This window comes from Aquabacterium sp., assembly GCF_035476535.1.
Classification (GTDB): Bacteria; Pseudomonadota; Gammaproteobacteria; order Burkholderiales; family Burkholderiaceae_C; genus Pseudaquabacterium.
In genome coordinates, this window is sequence record NZ_DATILJ010000027.1 from 1 (window position 1) to 13,407 (window position 13,407).

Here is a 13,407-nt window from a genome sequence, read left to right on the forward strand (position 1 = left end):
GCGATGTGGTTGACCCAGGCGGGGGTGTTCGGGCTGGGCTCGGCGGCCAAGTCGTCGCCGAGGTCGAAGAAGGCGATGCACCCGCCGTCGGCCATGCGGAAGAACAGGTGCACGTAGGGGCAGAACTCGCCGGTGCTGGGCACGTGGTCCTTCCTGATCACGTGCACCAGCGGCAGGCCGAGCAGGTCTTCGTAGAACTGCCGCGTGGCCTCGGCATCCCGGCAGCGCCAGGCAAAGTGGTGCAGGCCCTGCACGGGGCGCACGGCGGGTGGAGCGGTCATGGTGCGTCGCTGGGGTCAGTGAAGTCGACCACAATTCTCGGCCGCGGCGCAGGGCTGTCTGTCCTTGTGGAGGATGACAGGCGACGCGCGTGGCGCGTGTGCCTGCGCCTGGCAAGGAAGCCGTGTCATCGCGCGGGAGGACAGACGCCGGCAGCCCGCCCCGCGTACCGTGGCGCCAAGCTCGACATCCCGCCCGCCCCCTGCCCCGATGACCGCCGCCAGCACCTACGACCTGCCCGAGTTCGCCTTCCGCACCCCGCCCGAGCTGGTCGGCGCCGCGCCCGGGCGCTACCCCATCGTCATCGTCGGCGGCGGCCTGGCCGGTCTGACGCTGGCCGCCGACCTGGCCTCGCGCGGCGTGGCCAGCGTGCTGCTCGACGAGGACAACACCGTCGGCGTGCGCGGCGCCTCCAGCCGCGGCATCGTCTACGTGCAGCGCACGCTGGAGATCATGGCCCGGCTGGGCCTCTACGAACGCCTAGCGGCCAAGGGCGTGACCTGGTCGGCCGGCAAGATCCTGGCCGGCGACGAGGTGCTGTACGAATACGACTACCAGCCGCAGAGCGTGTCGGCGCAGCCGCCCTTCATCAACCTGCAGCAGTTCTACCTGGAGTGGTACCTGGTCGACCGCATCGCCGAACTCGGCCTGACCGACTTGCGCTGGCGCAACCGCGTGGTCGGCGCGACGAACCACGCGGACCATGTGGCGCTGACCGTGGCCACGCCCGAGGGCGAGTACACGCTGCAGGCCGACTGGGTGGTGGCCGCCGACGGCGTCAACAGCAGCCTGCGCAGCCTGCTGCAACTGCCCGAACACACCGAGCGTGGCCAGGACCGCTGGTGCATCACCGACGTGCGCTTCCAGCGCCAGCCGCTGAACCAGCGCTGGACCTGGATCGAGGCGCCGTTCAACCAGAACCGCGCGGTCTGGCAGCACCTGATGGCCGACGATGTCTGGCGCCTGGACTTCCAGATGGCGCCCGACGCCGACCCCGCCGAAGTCAGCCGCCCCGAGGTAGCGCGCGAACGCGTGGCGCGCATGCTCGGCGCCGACGTGGCCTTCGAGCTGGTCTGGGTCGGCCCCTATGCCTACCGCACGATGCTGATGGAACGCTTCCGCCATGGCCGGCTGCTGTTCATCGGCGACGCCGCGCATGCCAAGAGCCCCTTCGGCGCCCGCGGTGGCAACTCCGGCATCCAGGACGCCGACAACCTGGGCTGGAAGCTGGCGCTGGTGCTCGGCGGCCGCGCCGATGCGACGCTATTGGACAGCTACCACGACGAGCGCCACCGCGCCGCCGAGGAGAACATCCGCATCACCGGCCGCTCCGGCCGCTTTCTGCAGCCGCGCTCTGCAGCAGAGTTCCGGCTGCGGCGCGCGGTGCTGAACCTGGCACGCGAACATGCCTTTGCGCGCAGCCTGCTCAACACCGGCCGGCTGTGCGCGCCGCATCACTACGGCGGCTTGCCGGCTTTCCGCAGCCACGTCGGCTCGTCGGGCTTCGCTAGCGACGCCGGCGCCCTGGCCGGCAAGGCCGTTCCTAACGTGCCATTGACGCGCCATGGCCAGGCCTGCACGCTGGTCGACCTGCTGCGCGAAGCCGGCGCCTCCGCGCTGGCCTTCGTCTTCAGCCCCGGCCGGCCCACGCTGGCCGCGGCGCTGCAGGCCGCAGGCCTGCCGGTGCGCGTGCTGACCCAGGGCGAAGATTTCGACGACCCGCAAGGCCTGCTGGCCGCCCAGACCGGCTGCCCGCCCGGCGGCGTAGCGCTGATCCGCCCCGACAGCCACCTGGCCGCGACCCTGCCCGATGCCACGCCCGCAGCGCTGCTGCAGGCGGCGCGCGCCACCTTCTACCGCCCGGCCCCATGAACACCATCGACCTGTCCACCTCGAAGCTCGCCGACGCCGACGGCTTTTACGAAGCGCTGCTGGCCGCGCACCAGGGCCTGAGCGATGCCGACAGCACGCTGCTCGACAGCCAGCTGGTGCTGCTGCTGGCCAACCAGGTCGGTGACCCGGCCGTGCTGCAGGCCTGCCTGGCGGCGGCGCGCGCCGCCTTGCGCTGACCCCGCCAATTCCCAAGCACACCAAGAGAACCCGACCCATGAGCCACGCCAGCTTTGCCTCCGCCGCCGACGACCGCGAGCAGATCGCCCGCCTGGTCGAACTGGCGCCCGCCGTCTACGGCTTCGTCAGCGACCACGACCCGAACTGCGGCTTCGTCGTCGGCGAGCATGGCGTGCTGGTCATCGATACCCGTGCCACGCCCCGGCTGGGCCGCGAGCTGATAACGGCTATTCAAAGCGTCACCTACAAACCGGTGCGCCAGATCTTCCTGACGCATTACCACGCGGTGCGCGTGCTCGGCACCGCGGCCTTCGAGCCGCGGCCGACGCTGATCGCCAGCAGCGGCACGCGGCAATGGATAGAAGAGCGCGGCCAGGCCGACTACGACAGCGAGTTCGGCCGCTTCCCGCGCCTGTTCCAGGACCACCACGAGATTCCCGGCCTGACCCGCCCCGACCTGGTGTTCGACGATGAACTGACGGTGGCGATGGGCGGCTTCGACGTGCAACTGATGCACATCGGCCGCGGCCATTCACGCGGCGACTCGGTGGCCTGGCTGCCGCAGCAGCGCGTGCTGTTCGCCGGCGACCTGGTGGAGAACCGCTGCGCGGTGTACGCCGGCGATGGCTACCTGCGCGAGTGGTCGCAGACCTTGAGCAAGCTGGAGGCGCTGGCGCCGCGCGTGCTACTGCCCGGCCGCGGCGCGCCGCTGCTGAGCCCGGCCGACGCGCTGGGCGCCATCGCCGCGACGCGCGGCTTCCTGGATGCCGTGTGGCGCAGCGTCGAACAGGGCCGCGCGCGCGGCCTGAACCGGCGCGGAATCTACGAAACCACGCTGGCCGCCATGGCGCCGCTGTACGGCGAGTGGCCGGTGTTCCAGCATGTGTTGCCCTTCGACGTCTGCCGCGCGATCGAAGAGCAGGAAGCCGGCGGCGAACCCAGCATCTGGACCGAGGCGCGCGACCGCGCGCTGTGGGCCGAGTTGCACGGATGAAGGACATCACCATGCCGAATCTGTCGATAGCCGCGCGCAGCTTGCGCGCCGTCCTGGCCCTCAGCAGCGTGCTGGCGGCCTCCTGCCTGCTGCCGACACGCGCTGCCGACGCTGCCGTGCCGCAGCGCACAGGTCTGCCGTCGGCACAGGCCGACTGGCCCCGCAGCCTGCCGCCCGGCCCGCGCTGCATCAGCCAGCTGTTTGCGGCCAAGCGGCGCTGAAGCCAACTGGCCGCCCTGCCGGGGTGCCGTGACCCATCCCTAACGGTCAGAACGCGCGGCCAGCGGCGCCAGGGTCGAGCGCAGGCGCTCACGCGCATCGACCTGGTCGGCAATCGATTCGCCCAGCGCCGCCTCCACGCTGCCGATGTGCGCCAGCATCAGCGCCTCGGCACGCGGCAGGTCGCCTTTTTCGAGCGCGGCGACGATGCGGCCGTGGTCGGCGCAGGATTCGCGCGCATCGTGCGTGCTCTGGTACAGCGTGGACACCAGCGTGGTGCGCGCGGTGAGGTCGCGCAGCATGTCGGCCAGCAGCTGGTGGCCCAGGCATTCGGCCAGGCAGACGTGGAAGTCGGCCAGCACGAAGGCCCGTGTCGCGGCATCCGCCCCGTCGACAGCGCGCTTCTCGTCGCTGACATGCGCCTTCAAGCGCTTGATCGCCTGCTGCAGCGGCCGGCCTTCGCTTTGCCGCAGCATGCCGATCTCCACCGCGCGCCGGGCCGCGAAGGCATCCCGCGCCTGCTCGACCGAGGGCTCCACCACATACCAGCCCTTGCGTGAGCGCACTTCGACGAAACCGCGCGCCTGCAACTGCATCAAGGCCTCGCGCACCAGCGTGCGGCTGACGCCGAAATGATCGCCCAGCTCCTGCTCGCCCAGCCGTTCGCCGGGCTTGAGTTTCTGCGCCAGGATCGCTTCGACCACGCGCTGGGCGATTTCGGTTTGTGAGGCCATCGTGCCGTGTAGCCTATCAGGCCTTGGCCGGGCTCAGCGCGGGCGCCTCGTGCGCCGGCTCGATGTCGATCGGATCAGTGACCCGGCCATCGAGCACCGCATGCGCCCGTTCACGGTCGATGTCGCCTTCCCAGGCCGCGATCACGACCGTGGCGACGCAGTTGCCGATCAGGTTGCCCAGCGCGCGGGCAATGCCCATGAACCAGTCGACCGACAAGACCAGCACCAGGCCGATGGCCGGGATCGCCGGGATGGCCTGCAAGGTGGCCGCCAGCACCACGATGGCCGAGCCCGGCACACCATGTGCGCCCTTGCTGGTGACCAGCGAGATGGCCAGGATGGTCAGCAGATCGGTGGTCGAGATCGGCGTGTTGGTGGCCTGCGCGATGAACACCGCGGCCAGCGTGATGTAGATCGAGAAGGCATCCAGGTTGAACGAGTAGCCGGTGGGGATCACCAGGCCCACGGTGGAATCGCGGATGCCCATGCGGCGCAGCTTGGCCATCACCTGCGGCAGCACGCTGTCGCTGGAGGTCGTGGCGAACACCACCGCGAGTTCCTCGCGCAAGTACTTCAGCAGCTTCAGCAGCGAGAAGCCGGCCATGCGCATGATCAGGCCCAGCACGCCGAAGATGAAAATGGCCACGGCGGCGTAGAACAGCACCACCAGCATGCCCAGCTGCTTCAGCGAGCCGAGGCCGTACTTGCCGACGGTGAAGGCGATGGCGCCCAGCACCCCCAGCGGCGCCACCTTGATGATGATGCCCATGGTCTTGAACAGCACCTGCGACAGCGTGTCGATGAAGGACGCCACCGGCGCACCGCGTTCGCCCAGCATCGCCAGAGCGCAGCCGAACAGCACCGCGAACAACAGCACCTGCAGTACATCACCCGTCGCGAAGGCGCCGACCACGCTGCCAGGGATCAGCTTGAGCAGGAACTCCACCGTGCCGCCGGAGGTGAGCTTGCCGGCATTGTCGGCATAAGCGCTCATGGCCTTGGCGTCCAGCGCCTTCGGGTCGACGTTCATGCCCACGCCGGGCTCGAACCAGAACGCCAGCAGCAGGCCCAGCATCAAGGCCACGCTGGTGACGAGTTCGAAGTACACCAGCGACTTCACGCCGACGCGCCCCACCCGCTTCAGGTCGCCGGCGCCGGCGATGCCGTGGACCACCACGCAGAACACCAGCACCGGAATGATCATCTTGATCAGCTTGATGAAACCGTCGCCCAGCGGTTTGAGCTTCACCGCGGAGTCCGGCCACAGGAAGCCGATCAGCACGCCGACCAGCAAGGCCAGCATCACCTGGCCGAACAAGGAACGCAGAAAACGGGGCATGGAGTCCTCCAACGGTTGCACAAGCCTGTAACTCACAAGCTTGTATGCAAGCAATGTAGGCAAAAGAAGAGCCGTGGCACAGCGGGTTTTCCCGGTCGGCAAAGCCGACCGGTCGCCCGCCGCCACGGCCAGTGCCCGCTTCCGCGCTTGGCCCCTCTTCCCGATTTCAGCCGGCGAACAGCGCCAGCTGACGCGCAAAGTCAGCGGCATTGCGATCGTGGTACAGATGCCCCTCGCCGGCGATGGTGTCGACCGTCAGGCCGGTGGCAGCCCAGTAGGCGCGCGTGTTCGCCGGCTGCAGCACCTTGTCTCCCAGCGGCACGATGACGCGCATGCGGGCCTTCTCCGCGGCGCTCAGCGCCTGCAGCGTCGCGCGGTAGTCGAAGGCCCGCCCGATGATGGCCTGGCGCACGGCAGCCGGCGTGAACAGGTTGAAGCCGATGCTGGCCTGCACGCGGGCCGCGGCCGGCGCGGCGCGGCCGAGTTCGTCCTGGTAGCACAGCTCGACAAAATCACTCAGGCCGGCCGCGATGCCGCCATGCGCATTGGCCTGGCCGGTGAAGGGGTTGACCGGCGTGGTCGCCACCAGCGCACCGAAGGTCGCGCCGCTGAACACCGTGTCGGCGCCGCCGTCGGCGGTACCGGGCGGCAGCAGCACCGGCGAGCTGGCCAGCACCACGGCCTTGCCGATGGCGCCCAGCCCGGCCTGGATGCCGATGGTGTCCAGCAGCACCGCGCCGCCGTAGGACCAGCCGACCACCGTCGGCGACGACAGCCCCAGGCCGCTGATCACCGCCAGCAGGTCGCCGGCCCACAGCGCGGCGGTGCGGCCGGCATGCCCGTCGTTGTAGGCCGCATCCGGCAGCGCCGCGAAGGGCCGGCCCTCGCCGTCCACCGCCACTTGCGAGCCCTGCGATGCGCCATGACCGCGCAGATCGAAGGCGATGAGCCGGTACTTCGCGCGCAGTCCAGCATCGGCCAGCAGCGCGATCCACGACAGCCAGGATTGCGAGATACCGTGCACGAACACGATGGCCGGTCCCTGTGGGTTGCCGGTCTCGACCACGTTCAGGCGCACGCCGTCGGTGGTGGTGGCGCTGGTGAATTTCAACATCGGCGAATCTCCTTGGCTGTCGTCACTGTCACTGCTGCTGCAGCCGCTCATCAGCCCACTCATCGGGCCGGCCAACGCGGCCTTCACGGCCCAACTCAGCACTTCTCTGCGGTCCACACAACACCTCCTGCTCTGGCCAGCGCAGTCTGCGTTCGGCAGCATGTTCTGCCCATCGGGACTTCAACCTCGCAGAGGTCTGCGATGGACAACACGCGGCATTCGTGGCACCTTCGCGCGGGTGGGTTGGCATGCGCGATGCATGGGACACGTGACGCACAGGAACAAGAGGCCAGCACCATGCCGGGTAGCTTGACGATCGACGAATCGCGGCAGCTGATGCGCGTGACGCAGCGCCTGTGCCGCCCGCCGCGCCCCGGCGGCCTGCTGGCCGACGCTGGCCTGGCCGAGGACCTGGCCGGCCTGTTCCAGGCCGACTTCATCGGCAGCACGCGCTGGAACCCCGAGCGCCGGGCCTTCGAGGATGCGGTCTGCGTCGGGCGCGGGCGCGAGATGGCGCAGCAGTACGTGCAGCAGTTCCAGTTCGACGACCCGATCTCACCGAAGGCGCGCCTGCGCCGCGAGCCGACGCTGATCCACGCCATCGTGCCGCGGCAGGAGCTGATGCGCACGCGCTACTACGGCGAGTTCCTGCTGCCGTTCAAGACCGTCGACGGCATCGACCTGTACCTCTACCAGGGCACGCACAACGTCGGCGACCTGCGCCTCTGGCGCGGCCCCGGCCGCCCGCCGCTGGGCGCCCACGAGGTGGCCTTGCTGGACCTGCTGCGCCCCTACCTGCTGAACGCGATGCTGAGCTTCGGCGAACTGGCCGCGCCCGGCGGCGGGCTCGATGCGGCGGCCACCGAGCACTGCGCCTGGCCCTGCTTCGCCGATGCGCCCCAGCGCGGCGTGCAGCCGGCCAACCCGGCCGCCGAACGGCTGCTGCGCGATCTCTGCGCGGCCGATGCCGACGACTTGTGCAGCCGCATCCACCGCGTTGCGCTGGCCGGCCGGCCATCGGCCTGGGACGAGTTCACGCTGTGCGTCGCACGCGCCGACGACAGCGCCACCCGCTTGGTGCAGCTGGTGCCGGTGCTCTCATCCACCGGCGCGGCGCAGGGCCTGGAACGCAGCTTCGGCCTGACGCCGCGCGAAGCGCAGATCTGCCTGCAGCTCGCCGCCGGCCGCAGCGACGATCAGATCGCCGCCGCGCTGGGCATCAGCTACTGGACCGTGCGCAGCCACCTGCGCAAGGTGTTCACCAAATTCGATGTCGGCAACCGCGTCGAGCTGACGCGTATGCTGATGACGCCGAACCCGTGAACCGTCACGACCCTTCGGTCCCCGATCTGAACAACCCACAGGAGACATGCCATGGCCACTTTCGTTCTCGTTCACGGCGCCTGGCACGGCGGATGGTGCTACCGCGACACCGCCCGCGCGCTGCGCGCTGCCGGCCACGACGTGTTCACGCCCACGCACACCGGCGTCGGCGAGCGGGCCCACCAGGCCGGCGAGAACATCACGCTGGAGACGCACATCCGCGATGTCTGCGGCTGCATCGAGGCCGAAGAACTCTCGAACGTGATCCTCTGCGGCCACTCCTACGGCGGCATGGTCATCACCGGCGTGGCCGATCGTTTGGCCGAGCGCATCCAATCGCTGGTCTACCTGGATGCCTTCGTGCCCGAGCATGGGCAATCGCTCAACAGCCTGCTGCCGCTGGCCCTGGTGCCGGAAGTGTCGGCCGCGTTTCTGGGCGCCTTCCGCGGCAGCGCGCTCGAGGCGCACTGCGGCCGCACGGCCCCGATCCCGGCGGAAGCCTTCAACATCAAGCCGGAGAACCGCGCCTGGGTCGAACGCCGCTGCGTGCCGCAAGCGCTGGCCACCTTCGAGATGCCCGTGCTGCTGACCGGTGCCGGCGCGGCGGTCAAGGAGCGGCTGTACATCCTGGCCGACGGCTGGGACCCCAGCCCCTTCCGCTACTTCGCGGCCAAGGTCGCAGGGCAGCCGGGCTGGCGCGTGCACAAGATGCCCTGCAGCCACGACGTGATGGTGGACATGCCTGCCGAACTGGCCCAGGAGTTGATGAAACTCGCCTGAGTCCGCCCTCTGGCACAACGTTCAGCCGCGCAGCGCCTTCAACAGCTCGCGGGCGATGATCAACTGCTGCACCTCGGTCGCGCCTTCGTAGATGCGCAGCGCGCGGATCTCGCGGTACAGGCGCTCCACCGGCTGCTCGCTGACGACGCCCATCCCGCCCCACATCTGCAGCGCGGCGTCGATCACCTGCTGAGCACCTTCGGTGGCCGCCATCTTGGCCATCGCGGCTTCCTTGGTGACGTTGCGGCCCAGGTCGCGCTGCCAGGCGGCGCGGTAGGTCAGCAGCGCGGCACTGTCGATGGTGGTCGCCATCTGCGCCAGCTTGGCCTGCGTCAGCTGGAAGTCGGCCAGCGTCTGCTTGAACATCTTGCGGGTGGTGGCGCGCTGCAGCGCCTCATCCAGCGCGCGCCGCGCGAAGCCCAGTGCCGCGGCCGCCACCGAGGTGCGAAACACATCCAGCGTGCGCATCGCCACTTTGAAGCCTTCGCCGGCGGCGCCGATGCGCTGCGACAGCGGGATGCGGCAGCCGCTGAAGCGCAGCCGCGCGAGCGGATGCGGCGCGATCACCTCGATGCGCTCGGCGATCTCGAAGCCCGGCGTGCCGGCCTCGACGATGTAGGCCGAGATGCCGCGGGAACCGGCTGCTTCGCCGGCGGGCGCTGCGCTTCCCGGCGTGACGTCACGCGCGAACACCACGTAGAGGTCGGCGATGCCGCCGTTGGAGATCCAGGTCTTCTGGCCGTCCAGCACCACGTGGTCGCCATCGGCCCGCGCGGCGCAGGCCATTGCCGCGACGTCCGATCCGGCTTGCGGCTCGGACAGTGCAAAGGCCGCGATGGCGTCGCCGCTGGCCACCTGCGTCAGGTAGCGCTGCTGCTGGGCCGGTGTGCCGGCCAGGCTGATTGCGCCCGAGCCCAGGCCCTGCATCGCGAACGCGAAGTCGGCCAGGCCCGAGTGGCGGGCCAGCGTCTCGCGCACGATGCAGATCGCCCGCGTGTCGATGACCTCGGCCGCGCCGCCGAAGGCCGTGCCGCCGACCGCATGGCGCAGCCAGCCGGCATCACCCAGCGAACGCACCAGCGCGCGGCACTCGGCGTCGACATCCGGACCATGCTGATGCGGAATGTGAGCGGCTGCCCAGGTGTCGAGCTGCTGCGCCAGGATGCGGTGCCGGTCTTCGAAGAAGGGCCAGGCGAGGTAGCTGTCGTCGGACATGTCGGGTTCTCCGTTGCTTCGAGGTTTGTGTGCCGATCTGAGTCGGCTCTTTGGCCTTGAGCGGTCGTTGAGTGGGGGGGCTGAGAGCCGTCTATTGATGACTGAGTGCTGGAGAGTGGCCGGGATTTCGTCCCGGCGGCCGACTCCCTTTCTTTGCTGGTGCAAAGAAAGGAAGCAAAGAAAGCACCTGAACGTCCATCCGTGCCTCCGCACGCGCAGTCCTGTAGCGCCACTGGCGGCACCCCAGTGGCACTCTCAATACCCCGAACCGTCGGTCACCAGATTGGCACATATCACGCCCTGGCATTCGAAAGCGGGGCACCGCTTTCACGGCTCGCCGGGCGCCTTGCGCCCATTCGTCCAGAGGCACGCACGCTTTCGGATGCCAGCGTGTTGTCACTGCCAATCTGGTGACCGACGGTTCGGGGTATTAAGAATGCCAGGGGCGTATTCACAATTGTGCCTCCGTGCTGGAGTGACGGAGGCACAAATGAACGTTTGGTTTTCAGGCCCTCTTCTTTGGTTACTTTCTTCTGGGCCACCAGAAGAAAGTGACCCGCCCGCCGGGGCGGAATCCCGGCAACTCTCCAGTACTCCGAACCAGGAAGAAGCCCCAACCAAGCCACCCAACCTCATGTCACCTCGCCACCCGACACCGATATCGACTGCCCGGTGATCGCCGCCGCAGCATCACCGCACAACCAGCGCACTGCATCGGCCACCTGCACGGGCTGCACGATGCGCTGCTGCGGGTTGCCGGCAGCGAACTCGGCGCGGGCCTGGTCCTCGCTGCGGCCGGTCTTGGCCACCACACGCGCGATGCTGTCGCGCAGGATGTCGGTTTCGGTGTAGCCGGGGCAGACCGCATTCACCGTCACGCCCTTGGCCGCCAGTTCCAGCGCCAGCGAACGCGTCAGCCCGATCACGCCATGCTTGGCCGCCGTGTAGGCACTGACATAGGCATAGCCCTTCTGGCCCGCCGTGCTGGCGATGTTGACGATGCGGCCCTGGCCGGCCTTCAGCATGTCCGGCAATGCCGCCTGCGCGCACAGGAAGCTGCCGGTGAGGTTGACGGCCAGCATGCGCTGCCACAACGCGAGTGAGGTCTTCGCGAAGGGCGCGCTCTCGGCCTGGCCGGCGTTGTTGACGAGGATGGCCACCGCACCGCGTGCCGCGCGGGCTTCGGCAAAGGCAGCCTGCACCTGCGCTTCGTCGGCGACATCGGCCAGCACCACGCCGTGCGGGCCGCCCGGCAGTTCATCGGCCAGTTGCTGCAAGGCCTCGCGCCGGCGGCCGAGCAGCGTGACGCTGGCGCCCTCGGCGGCCAGCAGGCGGGCAATCGACGCACCGATGCCGCGCGCGGCACCGGTGACCACGGCATGCCGCCCCTGCAGCGGCTGGCGGGTGGGAGAGGTGTTCATGCGCTTGCAGCCGCTTCGACGCGCGGCGTCGAAGGCGATCTAAATAGTTTAGACATAAAGTATTTTGACCGACGACGGCGGCCCTGGCAAGCGCCGCGTTCAGCGCCCCTGCCGCTGCCAGGTCGTGCCGGTCACGCCGCGCTCGCGCAGCTTGTACTTCTGCAGCTTGCCGTTCTCGGTGCGCGGCAGCGCATCCAGGATCTCGATGTAGCGCGGGATCGCGAAGTACGGCAGCCGCGGCTGGCAATACAGCGCCAGCTCGGCCGGCTCAAGCTGCTGGCCCTGGCGCAGCACCAGCGCGGCCATGACCTCGTCCTCGGCCAGCGCCGAGCGCACCGGGTACACCGCCACGGCGGCCACCGCCGGGTGGCTTTGCAGCACCTGCTCCACCTCGTAGGACGAAATGTTCTCGCCGCGCCGGCGGATCGCATCCTTGATGCGGTCGATGAAGCGGAAAGCACCATCGGCCTCACGCACCACGCGGTCGCCGGTGTGGAACCACAGGTTGCGCCAGGCCTCCACCGTCTGCTCCGGCATGCCGAAGTAGCCGCTGGCGAAAGCGAAGGGCTCGTCGGCGCGCAGCAGCAGTTCACCGGCCTCGCCGGGCGGCAGCTCGATGTCCTGCTCGTCGACAACACGCGCTTCGAAGCCGGGCTGCAGCCAGCCCATCACGCCGCGACGTGGTGTGTTGTCGGTCACGCCGCGGCGCGGCGTGTTGTCGGTCACGCCGCGGCGCGACGGGTCGGCGGCTGCGGCGGCGCGGGTCGCGATCACGAAGTTGGTCTCGGTCGACCCATAACCTTCGAGCAGCATCACGCCGGTGCGCGCCTCGAAGGCCTCGCCTGCTGCCGCCGGCACGCCGGGGCCCAGGCCGATGCGCACGCGGTGCGCCCGCTCCAGCGGACCGGGCGGCTGCGCCAGCAGCATCGGCACCATCGCGCCCAGCAGGTAGACCACGGTGGCCTCGGCCGCACACATCGCGGGCCAGAAGCCCGAGGCCGAAAAGCGCGGCTCGAACACCACCCGGCCGCCGCTGAGCAGCGCCTGCGCCAGCGTGTTCAGCGCGTTGATGTGGAACAGCGGCAGAGTAGTGCAAAGCACGTCGTCGGCGCTCACGCCGAGCACACGCGCGCTGTTGGCACCCCAGCCGTGGTACTGCGCATGCGGGCAGATCACGCCCTTGGCCGGCCCGGTGGTGCCCGAGGTGTAGAGAATCGCCAGCGGATCGCCGGGCAGCACCACTGCGGCCTCGGTCGCATCGCCGGCTTCCGGCCAGGCCCTGCAGCGCACGCCGCCCAAAGTCGTCTCGACATCGGACGCGTCGCCGACGACCCAGATCGCCCGCAGCGCGCTGCGCGAGAAGTCGACGCCGGCCAGGCGCTCGACGAAAGCGGCGTCGATGACCAGCAGCACCGCGCCGCTGTTGGCCAGGAAGTAGTCGATCTGCGGCGCCATCGAGGCGGTGTTGATCGGCACCGACACGGCACCCAGCCAGCCGCAGCCGAGAAAGCCTTCGATGAACTCGATGTGGTTGGCGCACATCAGCAGCACACGTTCGCCGCGCGCCACGCCGGCCACGCGCAGCGCCGTGGCGCGTCGGGCTGCTGCCTCGGCCGCCTGGCGATGCGACCACGCCACGCCCGCGACGCCGAGCAGCGGCCGCTCGCCGAAATTCCGGGCGGCATGCGCCAGCAAGGCCGGCAGCGTGCGCTCGCGCGGCGGCAGCGGCTGCCAGGGCGTCAATGGCGCGGCATCAGTCGTCATCGGTGCCTCCACCGAGGTAGGTGGCCTGCACACGCGGGTCGCTGGCCAGCGCGCTGGACGCGCCGCTGAGCGCCACCTCGCCAGTCTCCAGCACGTAGCCGAGGTCCGAGCTGTCGAGCGCGGCACGCGCGTTCTGCTCGACCAGCAGGATCGCC

General features: G+C 69.5%; 13 protein-coding genes and 1 pseudogene. 6 read left to right on the plus strand and 8 right to left on the minus strand.

From position 1 onward, the window contains the following. On the minus strand, nucleotides 1-281 hold a 281-nt coding region (locus tag VLK61_RS03305), incomplete at its 3' end, for a VOC family protein (RefSeq protein ID WP_325418270.1). A 208-nt stretch (nucleotides 282-489) separates the two neighbouring features. Between VLK61_RS03305 and VLK61_RS03310 the strand changes: the two genes are divergently transcribed. From VLK61_RS03310 to VLK61_RS03325, 4 genes are read left to right on the plus strand one after another with little or no spacing between them, the layout of a single operon-like run. Then, nucleotides 490-2,151, plus strand: a complete 1,662-nt coding sequence (locus VLK61_RS03310; RefSeq protein WP_325418272.1) for an FAD-dependent monooxygenase — start codon at nucleotides 490-492, stop codon at nucleotides 2,149-2,151. Continuing rightward, nucleotides 2,148-2,348, plus strand: a complete 201-nt coding sequence (locus tag VLK61_RS03315; protein WP_325418274.1) for a DUF2783 domain-containing protein — start codon at nucleotides 2,148-2,150, stop codon at nucleotides 2,346-2,348. Before VLK61_RS03310 ends, VLK61_RS03315 begins: the two co-directional genes overlap by 4 nt. A gap of 38 nt (nucleotides 2,349-2,386) precedes the next feature. Further along, complete coding sequence (locus VLK61_RS03320) at nucleotides 2,387-3,343, plus strand: MBL fold metallo-hydrolase (RefSeq protein ID WP_325418276.1); 957 nt, start codon at nucleotides 2,387-2,389, stop codon at nucleotides 3,341-3,343. Between the two features lie 11 nt (nucleotides 3,344-3,354). After that, nucleotides 3,355-3,564, plus strand: coding sequence for a hypothetical protein (locus VLK61_RS03325; RefSeq protein ID WP_325418278.1), 210 nt, complete (start codon nucleotides 3,355-3,357; stop codon nucleotides 3,562-3,564). 39 nt (nucleotides 3,565-3,603) lie between these two features. Here VLK61_RS03325 and VLK61_RS03330 read toward each other — a convergent pair whose 3' ends face one another. From VLK61_RS03330 to VLK61_RS03340, 3 genes are all read right to left on the minus strand, one after another. Then, the gene (locus VLK61_RS03330; protein ID WP_325418280.1) at nucleotides 3,604-4,296 is read right to left on the minus strand and encodes a GntR family transcriptional regulator; all 693 of its coding nucleotides are present in this window, start codon (nucleotides 4,294-4,296) and stop codon (nucleotides 3,604-3,606) included. A gap of 16 nt (nucleotides 4,297-4,312) precedes the next feature. Continuing rightward, entirely contained in the window at nucleotides 4,313-5,635 is a 1,323-nt protein-coding gene (locus tag VLK61_RS03335) for a C4-dicarboxylate transporter DctA (protein ID WP_325418282.1), read from the minus strand. Nucleotides 5,636-5,801: 166 nt separating this feature from the next. After that, nucleotides 5,802-6,749: an alpha/beta fold hydrolase gene (locus VLK61_RS03340; RefSeq protein ID WP_325418284.1), complete on the minus strand. Its 948-nt coding sequence runs from the start codon at nucleotides 6,747-6,749 to the stop codon at nucleotides 5,802-5,804. 297 nt (nucleotides 6,750-7,046) lie between these two features. On the opposite strand from VLK61_RS03340, the gene VLK61_RS03345 reads away from it, so the two are divergent. Together VLK61_RS03345 and VLK61_RS03350 are read left to right on the plus strand one after the other, a co-directional pair. Then, on the plus strand, nucleotides 7,047-8,072 hold the full coding sequence (locus VLK61_RS03345; protein ID WP_325418286.1) for a helix-turn-helix transcriptional regulator: 1,026 nt from the start codon (nucleotides 7,047-7,049) through the stop codon (nucleotides 8,070-8,072). A 51-nt stretch (nucleotides 8,073-8,123) separates the two neighbouring features. After that, nucleotides 8,124-8,852: an alpha/beta fold hydrolase gene (locus VLK61_RS03350; protein WP_325418288.1), complete on the plus strand. Its 729-nt coding sequence runs from the start codon at nucleotides 8,124-8,126 to the stop codon at nucleotides 8,850-8,852. Between the two features lie 21 nt (nucleotides 8,853-8,873). Here the strand turns inward: VLK61_RS03350 and VLK61_RS03355 are convergent, their stop codons facing one another. The 4 genes and pseudogenes from VLK61_RS03355 to VLK61_RS03370 form a co-directional block, all read right to left on the minus strand. Further along, a complete protein-coding gene (locus tag VLK61_RS03355; RefSeq protein ID WP_325418290.1) occupies nucleotides 8,874-10,067 on the minus strand; it encodes an acyl-CoA dehydrogenase family protein in 1,194 nt (397 codons plus the stop codon). Between the two features lie 632 nt (nucleotides 10,068-10,699). Continuing rightward, nucleotides 10,700-11,488 carry an SDR family NAD(P)-dependent oxidoreductase gene (locus VLK61_RS03360; protein ID WP_325418292.1) on the minus strand — a complete coding sequence of 263 codons (789 nt, stop codon included), beginning with the start codon at nucleotides 11,486-11,488 and terminating at the stop codon, nucleotides 10,700-10,702. Between the two features lie 99 nt (nucleotides 11,489-11,587). Further along, nucleotides 11,588-13,252: an AMP-binding protein gene (locus tag VLK61_RS03365; protein WP_325418294.1), complete on the minus strand. Its 1,665-nt coding sequence runs from the start codon at nucleotides 13,250-13,252 to the stop codon at nucleotides 11,588-11,590. After that, nucleotides 13,242-13,407: pseudogene (locus VLK61_RS03370) on the minus strand (ABC transporter ATP-binding protein); the annotation flags it as partial. The gene VLK61_RS03365 and the pseudogene VLK61_RS03370, both read right to left, overlap by 11 nt.

What these genes read in the sequence shown, in the direction of transcription:
- VLK61_RS03345 (WP_325418286.1), top strand. Translation starts at nt 7,047, where the DNA reads ATGCCGGGTAGCTTGACGATCGACGAATCGCGGCAGCTGATGCGCGTG.
- VLK61_RS03365 (WP_325418294.1), bottom strand. Translation starts at nt 13,252, where the DNA reads ATGACGACTGATGCCGCGCCATTGACGCCCTGGCAGCCGCTGCCGCCG.
- VLK61_RS03315 (WP_325418274.1), top strand. Translation starts at nt 2,148, where the DNA reads ATGAACACCATCGACCTGTCCACCTCGAAGCTCGCCGACGCCGACGGC.
- VLK61_RS03320 (WP_325418276.1), top strand. Translation starts at nt 2,387, where the DNA reads ATGAGCCACGCCAGCTTTGCCTCCGCCGCCGACGACCGCGAGCAGATC.
- VLK61_RS03350 (WP_325418288.1), top strand. Translation starts at nt 8,124, where the DNA reads ATGGCCACTTTCGTTCTCGTTCACGGCGCCTGGCACGGCGGATGGTGC.
- VLK61_RS03330 (WP_325418280.1), bottom strand. Translation starts at nt 4,296, where the DNA reads ATGGCCTCACAAACCGAAATCGCCCAGCGCGTGGTCGAAGCGATCCTG.
- VLK61_RS03340 (WP_325418284.1), bottom strand. Translation starts at nt 6,749, where the DNA reads ATGTTGAAATTCACCAGCGCCACCACCACCGACGGCGTGCGCCTGAAC.
- VLK61_RS03335 (WP_325418282.1), bottom strand. Translation starts at nt 5,635, where the DNA reads ATGCCCCGTTTTCTGCGTTCCTTGTTCGGCCAGGTGATGCTGGCCTTG.
- VLK61_RS03355 (WP_325418290.1), bottom strand. Translation starts at nt 10,067, where the DNA reads ATGTCCGACGACAGCTACCTCGCCTGGCCCTTCTTCGAAGACCGGCAC.
- VLK61_RS03360 (WP_325418292.1), bottom strand. Translation starts at nt 11,488, where the DNA reads ATGAACACCTCTCCCACCCGCCAGCCGCTGCAGGGGCGGCATGCCGTG.
- VLK61_RS03325 (WP_325418278.1), top strand. Translation starts at nt 3,355, where the DNA reads ATGCCGAATCTGTCGATAGCCGCGCGCAGCTTGCGCGCCGTCCTGGCC.
- VLK61_RS03310 (WP_325418272.1), top strand. Translation starts at nt 490, where the DNA reads ATGACCGCCGCCAGCACCTACGACCTGCCCGAGTTCGCCTTCCGCACC.